Consider the following 15189-nt stretch of genomic DNA (forward strand, 5'->3'; position numbering starts at 1 on the left):
CAATGACCAAGACCGCACTTGTCACCGGCGCCGCGCGCGGCATCGGGCTGGCGACCACCAGATTGCTGCTTGAGGCCGGTTGGCGCGTGGCAATGATCGACCGCGATGCGCCGGAGCTGGAGGCGGCATGCGCTGGATTGGACGGCGCGCAAGCGTTTATATGCGATGTCTCGGAGCCCGAAGCGGTGGAGGCGATGGTGGCCGAGGTGCAGGCGGCATTCGGCAGCATCGACGCGCTGGTGAATAACGCTGGCGTGGCGGATTTCGGCCCGATTGCCGAGACCGATTTCGCCCGCTGGCGCCGCGTCATGGCGACCAATCTCGACGGGGTGTTTCTGGTCTCGCAGGCCTGTGCACCGGCGCTGCAGGCGGCCAAGGGGGCGATTGTAAACATCGCCTCGATCTCGGGGCTGCGGGCCTCGACACTGCGGGTGGCTTACGGCACCTCGAAAGCGGCGGTGATCCAATTGACCAAACAGCAGGCGGCGGAACTGGGCGAATACGGGGTGCGGGTGAACTGCGTCTGCCCCGGTCCGGTGCGCACCAAACTGGCGATGGCGGTGCATTCACAGGAGATCATCGACGCCTATCACGACGCGATCCCGCTGAACCGCTACGGGTCGGAGCAAGAGATTGCCGAGGTGATCGTGTTTCTGTGTTCCGAGAAAGCCAGCTATGTCACCGGCCAGATCATCGCTGCGGATGGCGGGTTCGAGAGCACCGGCGTCGGGCTACCGGCACTGCGGCGGTAGGGGACTATCTGGCCCGTGGGAACCACGGGCCGCGCCCGACCCTCCCCCCGGGAGGGCGCTTTGGCGAGGTCATGAGTTGCTGGGGCGACATCGATGCTTTCGAGCGCGCCGCGTTAATCATTCGTGGTATGCGCCCCCCCAGTGTCGGGCGCGTCCCTCTGCGCCATGCATTTGGTGTTTCGCCAGAAGTCTAAGGGGGCTTTGCCCCCTCTTGCCTGCGGCAATTCACCCCCAGGATATTTTTGGACAGATGAGGGGGCGGCTCCGGGCCGTCAGACCAGCACGTCGATAGCGGCTTGCTCGCCGATGCCGAAGACCCGCTTGTAGCGGGCGATTTCATCCTCGGGACCCATGGCTTTGTTCGGGTTGTCCGAGAGTTTCACCGTCGGGCGGCCATTCGCCGAGATGGCTTTGCAGACCAGCGAGAAGGGCGCGAGACTGTCGTCGCGGGTCAACCCGCGGAAGTCATTGGTCAATAGCGTGCCCCAGCCGAAGCTGACTTTGACCCGACCGGCGAATTGATGGTGCAGCTTGATGATCTTATCCACATCGAGCCCGTCAGAGAAAATCACCAGCTTGTCGCGCGGATCCTCGCCGCGCTCTTGCCACCAGCGGATTGCCGCCTCGGCGCCGGTCGCCGGATCGCCGCTATCCACGCGGATACCGGTCCAGCCCGCCAGCCAGTCGGGCGCATTGTTCAGGAAGCTCTCGGTGCCGTAGGTGTCGGGGAGGATCACCCGCAGGTTGCCGTCATGCTCTTCGTGCCAATCCGAGAGCACATTATAGGGCGCGCGGGCCAGCGCTGCGTCATCCTCGGCCAGCGCCGCATAGACCATCGGCAGCTCATGGGCGTTGGTGCCGATCGCCTCGATATCGCGGCGCATGGCGATGCGGCAATTCGAAGTGCCGGTGAAGGCCGTGCCCAGCCCCTCGAGCATCGCCTGCACGCACCAATCCTGCCAGAGGAAGGAATGCCGCCGGCGGGTGCCAAAATCGGCCAGCCGCAGCCCGTCGAGTTGGCGCAGTTTCTCGACCTTCTCCCAGACGCGGCTCATCGCGCGGGCATAGAGCACCTCGAGCTCGAATTTGCCCATATCCTTGGTCACCGCGCGGCTGCGCAACTCCATCAGCACCGCCAGTGCGGGGATCTCCCAAAGCATCACCTCGGGCCAAGCGCCCTCGAACGTCAGCTCATATTGCCCGTCGCGTTTTTCCAGATGATAGGGCGGCAGTTTAAGCGTCTCGAACCACTCCATAAAATCGGGGCGGAACATTTGGCGCTTGCCGTAGAATGTGTTGCCGCGCAGCCATGTGCTCTCGCCGCGGCTCAGCGACAACGAGCGCACATGGTCGAGTTGCTCGCGCAATTCGCCCTCGTCGATCAACTCGGCCAGACGGATGGATTTGGTGCGGTTGATCAGGCTGAAGGTGACGCGGGTGTCACGCTTGTTGCGAAAGATCGACTGGCACATCAGAAGTTTGTAAAAGTCGGTGTCGATCAAAGACCGGACGATCGGGTCGATCTTCCAGTTGTGATTATGCACACGGGTTGCGATATCGACCATGCCGGCCCTCCTGCCGTTATTGGGCGCGTTTGCCCCTCATAGCGAATGGGAGCACCGGCTGCAAAGCCCGAAACGGGCGGAAAGGGCGTGAATGAGCAGGCCAGACATCGGGATATTGGGCGCCGGAGCCTTTGGCACCGCGCTGGGCGTGGCTTTGGCGCAGGCCGGACGGCGGGTGGAGATCTGGGCGCGCGACGGGGCGCAGGCCGCGGCGATGGCAGATCAGCGCGAGAATAAAGCGCGGCTGCCGGGCGTGGCCCTGCCTGAAGGTTTGCAGGCCACGGCGGATCTGGGCGCGGCGGCACAGGCGCCGGTGGTGCTGCTGGCGGTGCCGACGCAGCGGTTGCGGAGCGTCGTTGAGGCGCATGAAGAGGCGCTGCGCGGGCGGGTGTTGATCGCCTGTTGCAAAGGGGTCGAGATGGGTAGCGGGCTGTTGCCGACGCAGGTGCTGGCCGATGTCCTGCCCGAGACCACGCGCGGGGTGCTGACCGGCCCGAGTTTCGCCGCCGATATCGCCCGCGGCAAGCCGACCGCGCTGACGCTGGCCGCCGAGGGGGCGGGCGCCGCGGCGCTGCAGGCGGATCTGGCGACGCATCATCTGCGGCTCTATCTGAGCGACGATCTGGTTGGTGCGCAATTGGGCGGGGCGCTGAAGAATGTGATTGCAATTGCGGCGGGGATCACCATTGGCGCGGGTCTGGGAGAAAGCTCGCGCGCGGCTTTGATGACCCGCGGGTTTGCCGAGATTTCCCGTCTGGCACAGGCGCGCGGGGCCAATCCGCAGACCCTGCTCGGCCTGTCGGGGTTTGGCGATCTGGTGCTGACCTGCACCTCGGATAAATCGCGCAACTTTCGCCACGGAGTCTCGATTGGCGCCGGTGCCGAGCCCGATCCGGGCCAGACCGTCGAAGGCGTGATGACCGCCCATGCCATGGCTGAGGGCGCCGATCCTGACGAGATGCCGGTGATCTGCATGGTCTCGGCACTGTTGAAGGGCGAGGTGGCGCTGCAGGAAGCGGTCGATCTGCTGCTGTCGCGGCCCTTGCGGTTCGAGAGGGGTTGAGGCGGGCAGCGGTTGAACTGTCTCGCCCGTGGGCACCCACGGGCCGCGCCCGACCCTCCCCCCGGGAGGGCGCATTGGCGATGACGTGGATGGCTCGAACGACACCTCTTCTTTCGGACGCGCGCGTTGTGGCGAGGACAGCTGCGCCCGCCCAGGGTCGGTCGCGGCCCTAAGTGCTTTGCGTGAGCGGAGTAAGGGAAGGGTAGGGGGCTGTCTGCCCCCTTTTGCCTGCGGCAATTCACCCCCGAGGATATTTTCGGACAGATGACGGGGCATGAAAGAGGGCAGGGGAGGCGGCATTTTGGCGCGCGGCGCAAAAGTCACAGAGGGTGCTTGCAACCTTTGGGAATGTTTCGTTTTTCTGGACCTGCGCCGCCATGCGCGGTAACGTGAGCCGAAACGGGGCGCAATGATCCCGGAAAATGAGGCAGTCCATGGCATTCCCTGAGCGGTTTTCGAACCTGCCAGAATACGCATTTCCGCGCCTGCGCGCGCTGTTGGATCATCACCAGCCCGGTGGTGACCCGATCGCCATGACGATTGGCGAGCCACGGCATCCGATGCCGCCCTTTGTCGGCGATATTCTGGCCGCTGAGCTGGGCGGATTCGCGCGCTATCCGGCGAATAACGGCACGCCCGCGCTCTTGGAGGCGATCTCGGGCTGGCTGCAGCGGCGCTACGGCGTGACGCTGGGTGAAGAGCGTTTAATGGCGCTCAATGGCACCCGCGAGGGGCTGTTTAACGCCGCGATTGCGCTCTCGCCCGAGATGAAAAACGGCAAGCCGCCGCTGATCTTGATGCCCAATCCCTTCTATCAGGTCTATGCGATTGGCGCTTTGACCGCGGGTGCCGAACCGGTGTTTGTGCCCGCCACCGCCGCGACCGGGCATTTGCCGGATTTCAAATCGCTGCCCGCCGAGGTGCTGGAGCGGGTGACTGTGGCCTATATCTGCTCGCCGGCCAATCCACAGGGCGCGGTGGCTTCGCGCGACTATTGGGCCGATCTGCTGGCGTTGGCGGAACAGCATGATTTCCGCATCTTCGCCGATGAATGCTATGCCGAGATTTACCGCGCTGCGCCGCCGCCGGGCATTCTGGATGTGGCGCAGGAGGTCGGCGCCGATCCCGAGCGGGTGGTGAGCTTCCACTCGCTCTCGAAACGCTCGAACCTGCCCGGGTTGCGCTCGGGCTTTGTTGCCGGTGGGCCGCAGTCAATCAAGGCGATCCGGCAGTTGCGGGCCTATTCCGGCGCGCCCTTGTCCGAGCCCCTGCAGGCGGTCGCCGCCGCGGTTTGGGATGACGAGGCGCATGTGCTGGAAAACCGCGCGCTCTACCAGCGTAAATATGAAATCGCCGATGAGATCCTGGGCGGGTTGAATGCCTATGCGCCGCCCGAAGCCGGGTTCTTTTTGTGGCTGCCGATCGCTAATGGCGAAGCGGCGGCGTTGAAACTCTGGCGCGAGACCGGCGTGCGTGTGCTGCCGGGCGCCTATTTGTCGCGTGACGTGGCGGGCGAGAACCCCGGCGCGGGCTACATCCGGGTGGCTTTGGTCGCCCCGGAAGATGAAACCCGCCGGGGTCTGACCCTGTTGCGCGACTGCCTTTATGCGTGAGGACAAGATGGCATCCTATCCCAGCCCACAACGCGAACCCCTGCTCGACAGCCGGTTGCAAGAAGTCCTCAGCCAGCGCGGCAAGGAGCTGCTGGGCCTGTGCCTGATCGGGCTTGGCCTGCTCTTGGCGCTGGTCCTTGGCTCCTATGCGCCCGAGGATCCCTCGTGGTGGGCGGCGACCGATGCGCCGGTGAACAACGCGCTGGGCCGCACCGGCTCGGGGTTGGCGGGGCCGTTGATGTTCATGATCGGCAAGGCCTCATGGGGTCTGGTGCTGGCGCTGGGGCTTTGGGGGCTGCGGTTGGTGATCCACCGCGGCGAGCAGAATATTCTGGGCCGCACCTTGTTTGTGCCGATTGCCGTGGCTCTGGCCGCGGTCTGGCTGGCGACTTTGGTGCCGGGCGAGAGCTGGGGCAATGACAACGGTCTTGGCGGGCAGTTCGGCGATGCGGTGCTTGGCGCGGTGCTGACGGCGCTGCCCTTGACCTCGACCTTCGGGTTTAACGTGCTGACCTTGTTGATCTTTGTCGGAACTGTGGCTCTTTGGCTTTATGTGCTGGGCTCCTCGGTGCCCGAGATGATCCGTATCGGGCAGTTCCTGCTGTCGGGGCTGATCCTGAGCTATGCGGCGCTTTTGTCGCTGCTGGGCGGCTCGATGCGGGGCATGGGCGGGCTGGCCGCACGCGGGCACAATAGCTGGCAGGCACGGCGCGAGATGCAGGCGCAGGCGCGACTGGCCGCGCAGCAGGCCGCCGCCGCGCATCCGGCGTGGCAGGGTCACCATGACCGAGGCCACGACGACTGGCATGCGCAGGGTGATCGCGGCCAGAATGACTGGCAGGGGCATCACGAGTATCCGCCGCAGGGCGATTGGCAAGAGCGCGACGCTTGGCCCGCCGAGCCGCAGCCGCGCAGCCATCCGGTGCGTATCCACCGCCCCGATGGCGCCTATGCGCCCGCCGCCGCCGATGAGGGCTATCCCTATGCCGAGGATCCCTACGGCTATGAGCCCGCGCAGGGCGATCCAAGACAGGGCGATCCAAGGCTGGGCAACAACTCGGCAATGGCGCCAGAAATGGGCCATGTGCATCCGCCTTTTGCCGCGCATCCCGAGGACTGGGCGCAGCCGCAAGAACGTCAGGGCCTGTTGGCGCGGGTCTCGAAACTGGGTCGCCGCCCCGATCCGGCACTGGCTCAGCCCGAGGGCTACCCGGCGCCGCAATCCGAGTTGATCGAACCCGGCATGACCCCGCAGGCGGCCAGTGCTGTCGCGCCCAGCGATGACCGTATCCGCTCGCGGATCACCGATGTGATCCGCAGCCGCCGCCATGCCAAACCGGTGATCCGCTTTGATCCCGCGCGCCACCATCCCAAGGCGCCGGCCGGAGCTAGCGAGCCGCCGCTGACCGCCGCCCGCCGCGAGCCTTCGCTCACGTCGGCGCCAGCCCCCGCCCCGCAGGCGCAGGACCTGCCCAGCTTTGGCGGCTATAGCCATAGTTTCGGCGTGGCGCCGGTGCAGGCCCCCTATCCGGGTGCGGTGGGGTTCGGCCTGTCGTCGCATCCGCATGACGCGGTGATCGAAGAGGATCACGAGGGCGGGCTTGATGCCAATTACGACACCGATTTCGATGCCGGCTTTGACGCGGATTTTGACGAAGCGCTCTATGATGCGCCGCAGCCGCCGCGCGCGGGCGGGCAGGTCCTGAACCGCCGCGTGGTGCAAAACCCTGCGCGCCGCGCGCCTGCCCCCTCACGCAAAGCACAGAGCGAGGCCGAGCCGCCGCTGCCCTTCGAGCCGGTGCGCCACGCGTTTGAACTGCCGCCCCTGTCGCTGCTGTCCGATCCCTCGACGGTCGAGCGTTACACGCTGTCGAATGAGGCGCTCGAGGAAAACGCCCGCATGCTGGAAAGCGTGCTCGAGGATTACGGCGTGCGCGGCGAGATTGTCAGCGTCCGCCCCGGTCCGGTGGTGACGATGTATGAGCTTGAACCGGCGCCGGGCCTCAAGGCCTCGCGGGTGATCGGGCTGGCCGATGATATCGCGCGCTCGATGTCGGCGCTCTCGGCGCGGGTCTCGACGGTGCCCGGTCGCTCGGTGATCGGCATCGAATTGCCCAATGTCCGGCGCGAGAAAGTGGTGCTGCGCGAGATCCTCGGCTGCCGCGAATTCGGCGACGGGCAGCAGAAACTGCCGCTGGCGCTAGGCAAGGATATCGGCGGCGAATCGATCGTCGCGAATCTGGCCAAGATGCCGCATTTGCTGATCGCAGGGACCACCGGCTCGGGGAAATCGGTGGCGATCAACACGATGATCCTGTCGCTGCTTTATAAGCTCACGCCCGAGGAATGCCGGTTGATCATGATCGACCCGAAGATGCTGGAGCTCAGCGTCTATGACGGCATTCCGCATCTGCTCAGCCCGGTGGTGACCGATCCGAAAAAGGCGGTGGTCGCTCTGAAGTGGGTCGTCGGCGAGATGGAAGAGCGCTACCGCAAGATGTCGAAAATGGGTGTGCGCAATATTGACGGCTACAATGGCCGCGTGCGCGAGGCGCTCGACAAGAACGAGATGTTCAAGCGCACGGTGCAGACCGGTTTTGACGACGAGACCGGCGATCCGGTGTTCGAGACCGAGGAATTCGCCCCCGAGGTGCTGCCCTATATCGTGGTGATCGTCGACGAAATGGCCGATCTGATGATGGTCGCGGGCAAAGAGATCGAGGCCTGCATCCAGCGTCTGGCGCAGATGGCGCGGGCGTCGGGCATCCATCTGATCATGGCCACCCAGCGCCCCTCGGTCGATGTGATCACCGGCACGATCAAGGCCAACTTCCCGACGCGGATTTCCTTTCAGGTCACCTCGAAAATCGACAGCCGCACGATCTTGGGCGAGATGGGCGCCGAGCAGCTGCTGGGCATGGGCGACATGCTCTATATGGCGGGCGGCTCGCGCATAACCCGTATCCACGGGCCGTTCGTCTCGGATGAAGAGGTCGAAGAGGTGGTCACCCATCTCAAGAGCTTCGGGCCTGCGGATTATGTCGGTGGCGTGCTTGATGGGCCGGACCCCGAAAGCTCCAGCGATATCGACGCGGTGCTCGGCTTGGGCGATTCGGGTGGCGAGGATGCGCTTTACGATCAGGCCGTCGCGATTGTCGCGCGGGATCGCAAATGCTCGACCAGCTATATCCAGCGCAAACTGGCGATCGGCTATAACAAAGCCGCGCGGCTGGTAGAGCAGATGGAGGATGAAGGCATCGTCAGCGCCGCCAACCACGTCGGCAAACGCGAAATTCTGGTGCCCGAAGCCCAGTAATGACAGCGCGGGGGGCGCCTATAAAACGCGCCGCCCCCCTCATCTGTCCAAAAATATCCTGGGGGTGAATTGCCGAAGGCAAGAGGGGGCAAAGCCCCTTCCTCCCTTTCTTTCCGTCACGCTCGTGGGCACCACGGGCCGCGCCCGACCCTCCCCCCGGGAGGGCGCATTGGCGATGCCCTTCATCGCTCAAGCAACATCCATGCTTTCAAGTCCACCGCATTGTGGCAAGCGCAGTGCGCCCCCCCAGGCCCGGGCGTGGCCCTTCGCGCTTGGCTCAGGCCAGCACCACCCCCGCCGCGCGCATATCTGACAGCGCTTTATCCAGCGATCCGTCGAGATCAATCGCGCGGCAGGCCTCTTGCAGCACCGTCACTTTGAACCCCAGCCGCGCCGCGTCAATCGCCGAATAGGCGACGCAGAAATCCGTCGCGATGCCGGTGAGCACCAGATCGGTCACCCCGCGCGAGCGCAGATAGCCCTCCAATCCGGTCGGCGTGACATGGTCATTCTCGAAAAACGCCGAATAGCTATCGATCTGCGGCCGGAACCCCTTGCGGATGATCATATCGGCGGGATCGGTCTCGAGCGCGGGATGAAACGCCGCGCCGTCGCTGCCCTGCACACAGTGGCGCGGCCAAAGCACCTGCGGACCATAGGGCATTTCAGTCAGCGAAAACGGCTCGCCGACCGAATGGTTGTCGGCAAAGGAGCTGTGATCCGCCGGGTGCCAGTCCTGGGTGAACACACGCACCGCGTAATCGCCGAGCATTGCGTTGATCAAGGGCACCACGGCATCGCCATCCGCCACCGCCAGCGCGCCACCGGGGCAGAAGTCGTGTTGAACGTCGATGACCAAGAGCGCGGTTGTGTCGGGGTGCATGGGAAACCTCCAGCCAATTGCCTGCCTTGGTATCGCGCGCCCTCGGGGGCTGCGTCAAGGCGGCAGGGGTAGGGCGGGCGTAGGGGCAGGGCGGGCAGCGGCTTTCCTCGTGGTTTCCCACATGGCTTCCCTCTCGGCGCCCCCGCAGCAGGTCTTGCGGTTCATCGCGCAATCTTTGAGACTGCGGGTTGTGAAACTGCGCGCGGCTCGCATCGCCCGCACCCCCACCCGCGCCGCTATCGCCCAAGGATACCCGCCAGAGATGACCCGCAGATATGACGACCGCCCGCTATGACGATTGAATCCTGGGATGAAATCCGCACCGCGGCGCAGGTGGCGCGGGCGGGAACCGTCAGTGGCGCGGCGCAGCTTCTGGGCGTGCATCATGCGACGGTGATCCGCCATATCGACGCGCTCGAAGAGCGTCTCGGGGTCAAACTCTTTCAACGCCACGCCCGCGGCTATACGCCGACCGAGGCGGGTGAGGCCTTGGCGCAGGTCGGGCGTGTCACCGAGGATCAATTCGCCCAGTTGGGCGCGCGGCTTGCGGGGGGTGGCGACAGTATCAGCGGCGAATTGGTGATCAGCACCTTGCCCGGGGTGGTGCCCTATCTGCGGCAGGCCTTCGCGATATTGGCCGCGCGCTATCCCGATCTGTCGTTGCGGGTGCAGACTGAACGCCGCCTTGCGCGGCTGGAATACGGCGAGGCGCATGTGGCGATCCGCGCTGGCACCCGTCCGGTCGAGCCTGACAATGTGGTGCAAGAGGTGCTCTCGGGCGCGGTCTCGCTCTGCGCCAGTCCGGCCTATCTTGAGCAATACGGCACCCCGCAGACCGACGCGGATCTGGCCGGACACCGGTTTGTCGCCGAAGATCCGGATTCGCGCGCGCCCTCTGAGCAATGGCTGGCGCAATTGCAGCCCGCGCCACGGATCGCGATGCGCTCGAATGATGCGGCGGTGCGCGACGCGGCGATTGCGGATGGGCTGGGGCTGGGCTTCTGCATCGGGCGCGGCGATCCCGCATTGGGGCTGGTCGAGGTGATGCCGCCGCGGCCCGATTGGGCGTTTACCGTCTGGATGGTCACCCATGTCGATCTGCACCGCACCGCGAAAGTGCAGGCGGCGGTCTCGGTGATCAAGGATGTCTTGCGCTGATGAGCGCGCCGGAGTTGCAGACCGCAGCCGATCCTGCGCCCGCACACGATCCCGCACTCTCCCTGCGGCGTGAGGCGTTGCGTGGGCATGCGGCGATGCTGGCGTTTTCGGCGGCGGTCTCGGGCTCGTTCAGCCTTGGCGCGATGGTCGCCAATGACATCACCCCGGCGGCGCTGACCACGGCGCGGTTTCTGCTTTCGGCGATCATTCTGGCGCTTCTGGTTGCCTTGGTGCCGGGCAGCGGACGCTTGGGCCGGCGCGGCTTTACCCCTGCGGATTTCGGCGCGCCGTGGCGCTACGCGGTGCTCGGGATGCTCTATGCGGGGTATTTCGTGCTGATGTTCGAAGGGCTGAAAACCGCCAATCCGGTGGCCGCGGGCGCGGTGTTCACCCTGACGCCCTTGATCGCGGCGGGGTTCGGCTGGCTGCTGCTGCGGCAGGGGCTGACGCGCAGCATGGCGGCGGCACTCACCGTCGGCGCCTTGGGCGCGGTCTGGGTGATCTTTCGCGGGGATCTACAGGCGCTCTTGGGGTTCGAGCTGGGCCTCGGGCTGGGGATCTATTTCCTCGGCGTGGTCCTGCACGCGCTCTATGCGCCGCTGCTCAAGGGGTTCAATCGAGGTGAAAGCGCGATGGTGACAATCGCGCTGGTGTCACTGGCGGGGATTTTCGTTGCCGGTGCCTATGGCTGGCGCGATCTGCTGGCGACGGATTGGCGCGCGCTGCCGCCTTTGGTCTATGTCACGCTGGCCTATCTGGTGCTCTTGGCAACGGTGTTCTCTGCCTCGGCGATGCAATATGCGGCACAGCGCCTGCCCGCGTCGAAAGTCATGGCCTATACCTATCTGACGCCGGTCTGGATCATCATCTGGGAGCTGTCGCTGGGCAATGCGGTGCCGGGGGTGATCGTGCTGCCGGGCATCCTGTTGATCGTCGGCGCATTGCTCATTCTGCTACGAGAAGATTGAGGACAGCCGCCAACACGCCATAGGAGAGCGCCCCCATATCGCGCCCCGTATAGGGTGCAATGCGGGGCTAATCCGGTGGATTCGAGCTAAATTTCTTGCGTCAACCTGTCAATGCGCGCAGCATTATGTCTCACTTTAACGCTTTGGGGGCTGCAATCCTTCGACTGTGGTGCCAGGCGAAAGGGAGATTATCATGCCCAAATTTTCAGGACCCGATCCCAATATCCGTTACATCAGACACATTCTTTTTGGACTTTTTGCACTGATTTCAAGCGCTTTCGCGACCACCGCCTCGGCCTGTCCCGATTGGACAATGACCGGCCAGCAGCTCAGCTATACCTCGGATCATCTGTGGACGCCGCGCAGCCATTCGGTCACCGCGGGCGGATCGAATCAGTTGAGCGGTTGCAGCCAGCCCGGCACCGGCTGGGTTGCCACCAGCCCTGATTTCGATCTGAACTATAACGCAGGCAACGCAGGTCGTGATCTGGAAATCCGCGTCGATGCAACCTGTGATTCGGTGCTTTTGGTCAATGATTCCAGCGGGCGCTGGCATTTTGACGACGATAGCGGCAATGGCACCGGCTCGCGCATCCGCATCGCCAATGCCGGTGGCGGCACCTATGATATCTGGGTCGGCACCTATGGCTCTTCGCTCTGTTCGGCGACGATGACACTCGAGACTTTCGGCGGTGCCGGCACGCCGGGTGGCACGGCACCTCCGCCGCCGCCTCCACCCCCGCCGCCGCCTCCGCCTAGCATTGCCACCTGTCCCAATCCCGGGATGAACGGGCAGATGCTGACCTATGCCGGTCAGGACCTCTGGACCCCGCAACGCCATTCTGTCACCGCCGGTGGCAATGTCGATCTGTCGCGCTGCGGCTCGGTGCCCGGTGTCGGCCATATCATCCAGGGCGCTGATTTCACGCTGAACCTGCATAGCAACCCACAGGGTTACGATCTCGAGTTCCGCACCGATGGTGCCTGCGATACGGTGTTGTTGATCAATGACGCCAATGGCCAGTGGCATTTCAATGACGATGACGGCGGTCTGTCCTCGCGGTTGCGTCTGCCACAGGCGCGGGCGGGTGAATATGACATCTGGGTCGGCACCTATAGTCAGACCACCTGTGCCACCAATCTGATCCTCGAGACCTTCGGTGGCGCGGTCACACCCCCGCCGCCGCCACCACCACCCCCGCCACCGCCGCCGCCCACTCAGGCTGCCTGTCCGAACCCCGGATTGAACGGCCAGATGTTGACCTATAGCGGTCAGGATCTCTGGACCCCGCAGCGGCAAAGCATCCTTGCCGGTGGCAATATTGATCTGTCGCGCTGTGGCGCGGTTCCGGGCACCGGCCATATCATCGAGGCGCCGGACTTCACTCTCAACCTTAGCGGCAACCCGCAGAACTATGATCTCGAGTTCCGCATGGAGGGCGCTTGTGATCCGGTCTTGCTGATCAATGATCCGAGCGGTCAATGGCACTTTAACGATGATGACGGCGGGCTGAATTCCCGTCTGCGTCTGCCAACCGCGCGGGCGGGTCAGTATGACATCTGGGTCGGCACCTATGCCGCGCAGACCTGTCAGGCGACGCTGGTGCTGGAGACCTTCGGCGGCACGCCACAACCCCCGACGACCTCGGTGCTGCCCGATCCCGGCAATCTGACCGGCTTTCGCAATCGCGTCGGGCAGACCCTGCTGTTTCAGGTCACCGGCGCGTCGGGAGGCTCGGTCTGGGGCACCAATATCTACACGGATGATTCCACCCTGAGCCGTGCGGCGGTGCATGCCGGTCTGGTGCAGGTCGGACAGTCGAGCGTGGTGCAGGTGACGATCTTGCCGGGCCAACAATCCTATGCCGGTTCGACCAGCAATGGAGTGACCACCAGCAACTATGGCCAATGGACCGGCAGCTATAGCTTCGTGCCGATCGCACCGCCTACGCCGACGGCAGCGGGTTCGTGGCGGGCCAATTTCAACGGCTGGGCGGCGACGCTCGAGCTGGACTGGAACGGCTCGACATGGAGCGGTGCGCTGACCTTCGACGGGACCAGCACCCGCGAGGCGCTGAGCGATGTGAGGGTTGATCCGGCCTCGGGCGCGATCAGCTTCACGCGCTCGGTTCCGGGGGCGCAAATGGCGATGCAGGGCTTCGTCAACGGCAATGCGATCAACGGGCAATACGGGTTGGTGAACACCCCGCTCTCGCTCTCGTGGTCCGCCTCACGCTAGGGCTGCGCTAACAGCTAACGGGGGCCGGAGTGGCATGCTCCGGCCCCCGTTCATTTCGCTATTCGCAAGACACAAAGGGTCGCGCCCGACCCTGGGCGGGCGCACTCCCCCTCTGATCCACGCGCGCGCTCAAAAGCATCCATGTCATGCGAGTGGCGAATGACCTCGCCAATGCGCCCTCCCGTGGGGAGGGTCGGGCGCGGCCCGGGCTGGGGCCCGTGCCAACCGGGTGGACTGTAACGCAACTTGAAGAGTCCGCCGCCGATCATTCCCCCCGCAAATCCGCCGCCCCTCTGATGACAGGTTTTGCCTGCGCCGCGACCCCATGCTATGCGCCGCCAGAGACTTGCACCGCAGGCCTCTGGCGGGCAACGTCATGTGTGACGGCCCGCGCATCGGGGCGCAGATAATTCGGAGAACACTATGAACCGCTGGGTGGCCGAGGCCATTGCCAAGATCAATGCCGATGCGCATCGATCCGCCGACACGCATCTTTTCAAACTCGAAGTGCCGGGGCTGGAAAAGGTGGAAATCTACCTCAAGGATGAGAGCACCCACCCCACCGGCAGCCTCAAACACCGGCTGGCGCGGTCGCTGTTTCTCTATGCGCTGTGCAACGGCAAGATCAAACAGGGCACCACGATCATCGAGGCCTCCTCCGGCAGCACTGCGGTTTCCGAGGCGTATTTCGCGCGGATGATCGGCGCGCCTTTCGTTGCGGTGGTCCCCAAGAGCACCGCGCGCAGCAAGATCAAGCTGATCGAGTTCTACGGCGGGCGGGCGCATTTCGTCGATTCCGCGCCGCAGATGCACGACGCCTCGGTGGAACTGGCCAAGGAGCTGGGCGGCTATTTCATGGACCAGTTCACCTATGCCGAACGCGCCACCGACTGGCGCGGCAACAACAATATCGCCGAAAGCATCTTTATGCAGATGGAGCGCGAGCCCCATGCCGTGCCCTCGATGCTGGTGATGAGCGCGGGCACCGGCGGCACCTCGGCGACTTTGGGCCGCTATATCCGGTATAAAGGGTTCGACACCAAACTAACTGTGGTGGACCCCGAGAATTCGGTGTTCTTTGATAGCTACCATAGCGGCGACCGCAGCCTGACTTCGCCGCACTCCAGTTGCATCGAGGGGATCGGGCGGCCCAAGGTCGAGCATTCCTTCCAGCCCGAGGTCATCGACCGGATGATCCGCGTCCCTGACGCCGCCAGTATCGCGACCATGCTCTGGCTGGAAAAGCTGATCGGCCGCCGCGCCGGTGCTTCCACCGGCACCAACCTCTGGGGCGCTCTGAAAATCGCCCGCGAGATGATGGAGGCGGGGCAGGAAGGCTCCATCGTGACGCTTTTGTGCGACAGTGGCGAACGCTATCTCGACACTTATTACGATGCGGATTGGGTGGCGAAAAACTTCGAAGACCTGACGCCTTACAATGATGTATTGAGCAGGTGGGAGTAGGGGCGGCGCCGAGAGCCTTCGGACAGAATATCTGCCGTCGGCTCGCTTCCAATAGTTGTGACCAAAGAGCGCATCGCCAGACCGCAGGATGGCGAGCCTTACGGCTGAACGACGCGCTTTATGGTGCGTTCTACATCCATCATCTGAACGACGCACCCAGCCCCACCA

10 protein-coding genes are annotated in these 15189 nt (G+C 64.4%); 8 read left to right on the forward strand and 2 right to left on the reverse strand.

Annotated elements, in window-relative coordinates:
- Positions 1–2: 2 nt before the first annotated feature.
- Positions 3–752: an SDR family NAD(P)-dependent oxidoreductase gene (locus DDE20_RS13760; protein WP_116559091.1), complete on the forward strand. Its 750-nt coding sequence runs from the start codon at positions 3–5 to the stop codon at positions 750–752.
- A 272-nt stretch (positions 753–1024) separates the two neighbouring features.
- On the opposite strand, the gene pncB is transcribed toward DDE20_RS13760, so the two are convergent.
- A complete protein-coding gene (gene pncB / locus DDE20_RS13765; protein WP_116559092.1) occupies positions 1025–2317 on the reverse strand; it encodes a nicotinate phosphoribosyltransferase in 1293 nt (430 codons plus the stop codon).
- A 91-nt stretch (positions 2318–2408) separates the two neighbouring features.
- Between pncB and DDE20_RS13770 the strand changes: the two genes are divergently transcribed.
- The 3 genes from DDE20_RS13770 (at position 2409) to DDE20_RS13780 (ending at position 8309) form a co-directional block, all read left to right on the forward strand.
- Positions 2409–3380: an NAD(P)H-dependent glycerol-3-phosphate dehydrogenase gene (locus DDE20_RS13770; RefSeq protein WP_116559093.1), complete on the forward strand. Its 972-nt coding sequence runs from the start codon at positions 2409–2411 to the stop codon at positions 3378–3380.
- Positions 3381–3814: 434 nt separating this feature from the next.
- A complete protein-coding gene (locus DDE20_RS13775; protein WP_116559094.1) occupies positions 3815–4993 on the forward strand; it encodes an aminotransferase class I/II-fold pyridoxal phosphate-dependent enzyme in 1179 nt (392 codons plus the stop codon).
- 7 nt (positions 4994–5000) lie between these two features.
- Positions 5001–8309 (forward strand): FtsK/SpoIIIE family DNA translocase, encoded by a 3309-nt coding sequence (locus tag DDE20_RS13780; RefSeq protein WP_116559186.1) that lies wholly within the window; start codon positions 5001–5003, stop codon positions 8307–8309.
- Between the two features lie 277 nt (positions 8310–8586).
- Here the strand turns inward: DDE20_RS13780 and pncA are convergent, their stop codons facing one another.
- A complete protein-coding gene (gene pncA, locus DDE20_RS13785) occupies positions 8587–9192 on the reverse strand; it encodes a bifunctional nicotinamidase/pyrazinamidase (protein ID WP_116559095.1) in 606 nt (201 codons plus the stop codon).
- Between the two features lie 291 nt (positions 9193–9483).
- Between pncA and DDE20_RS13795 the strand changes: the two genes are divergently transcribed.
- The 4 genes from DDE20_RS13795 to DDE20_RS13810 all read left to right on the forward strand — a co-directional run bounded on the left by DDE20_RS13795 (position 9484) and on the right by DDE20_RS13810 (position 15021).
- Entirely contained in the window at positions 9484–10350 is an 867-nt protein-coding gene (locus DDE20_RS13795) for a LysR family transcriptional regulator (protein ID WP_338066517.1), read from the forward strand.
- Positions 10350–11318: a DMT family transporter gene (locus DDE20_RS13800; protein ID WP_116559097.1), complete on the forward strand. Its 969-nt coding sequence runs from the start codon at positions 10350–10352 to the stop codon at positions 11316–11318. Before DDE20_RS13795 ends, DDE20_RS13800 begins: the two co-directional genes overlap by 1 nt.
- Before the next feature lie 193 nt (positions 11319–11511).
- A complete protein-coding gene (locus DDE20_RS19140; RefSeq protein ID WP_205961674.1) occupies positions 11512–13557 on the forward strand; it encodes an LCCL domain-containing protein in 2046 nt (681 codons plus the stop codon).
- 423 nt (positions 13558–13980) lie between these two features.
- Complete coding sequence (locus DDE20_RS13810; RefSeq protein ID WP_116559098.1) at positions 13981–15021, forward strand: PLP-dependent cysteine synthase family protein; 1041 nt, start codon at positions 13981–13983, stop codon at positions 15019–15021.
- Positions 15022–15189 lie beyond the last annotated feature (168 nt).

Origin of the sequence: Pararhodobacter oceanensis (assembly GCF_003076755.1) — a bacterium.
GTDB classification, from domain to species: domain Bacteria; phylum Pseudomonadota; class Alphaproteobacteria; order Rhodobacterales; family Rhodobacteraceae; genus Pararhodobacter; species Pararhodobacter oceanensis.

Bases quoted from the DNA above. Each gene is read 5' to 3' on its own strand.
- DDE20_RS13760 (WP_116559091.1), top strand. From the start codon at position 3: ATGACCAAGACCGCACTTGTCACCGGCGCCGCGCGCGGCATCGGGCTG.
- pncB (WP_116559092.1), bottom strand. From the start codon at position 2,317: ATGGTCGATATCGCAACCCGTGTGCATAATCACAACTGGAAGATCGAC.
- DDE20_RS13770 (WP_116559093.1), top strand. From the start codon at position 2,409: ATGAGCAGGCCAGACATCGGGATATTGGGCGCCGGAGCCTTTGGCACC.
- DDE20_RS13775 (WP_116559094.1), top strand. From the start codon at position 3,815: ATGGCATTCCCTGAGCGGTTTTCGAACCTGCCAGAATACGCATTTCCG.
- DDE20_RS13780 (WP_116559186.1), top strand. From the start codon at position 5,001: ATGGCATCCTATCCCAGCCCACAACGCGAACCCCTGCTCGACAGCCGG.
- pncA (WP_116559095.1), bottom strand. From the start codon at position 9,192: ATGCACCCCGACACAACCGCGCTCTTGGTCATCGACGTTCAACACGAC.
- DDE20_RS13795 (WP_338066517.1), top strand. From the start codon at position 9,484: ATGACGATTGAATCCTGGGATGAAATCCGCACCGCGGCGCAGGTGGCG.
- DDE20_RS13800 (WP_116559097.1), top strand. From the start codon at position 10,350: ATGAGCGCGCCGGAGTTGCAGACCGCAGCCGATCCTGCGCCCGCACAC.
- DDE20_RS19140 (WP_205961674.1), top strand. From the start codon at position 11,512: ATGCCCAAATTTTCAGGACCCGATCCCAATATCCGTTACATCAGACAC.
- DDE20_RS13810 (WP_116559098.1), top strand. From the start codon at position 13,981: ATGAACCGCTGGGTGGCCGAGGCCATTGCCAAGATCAATGCCGATGCG.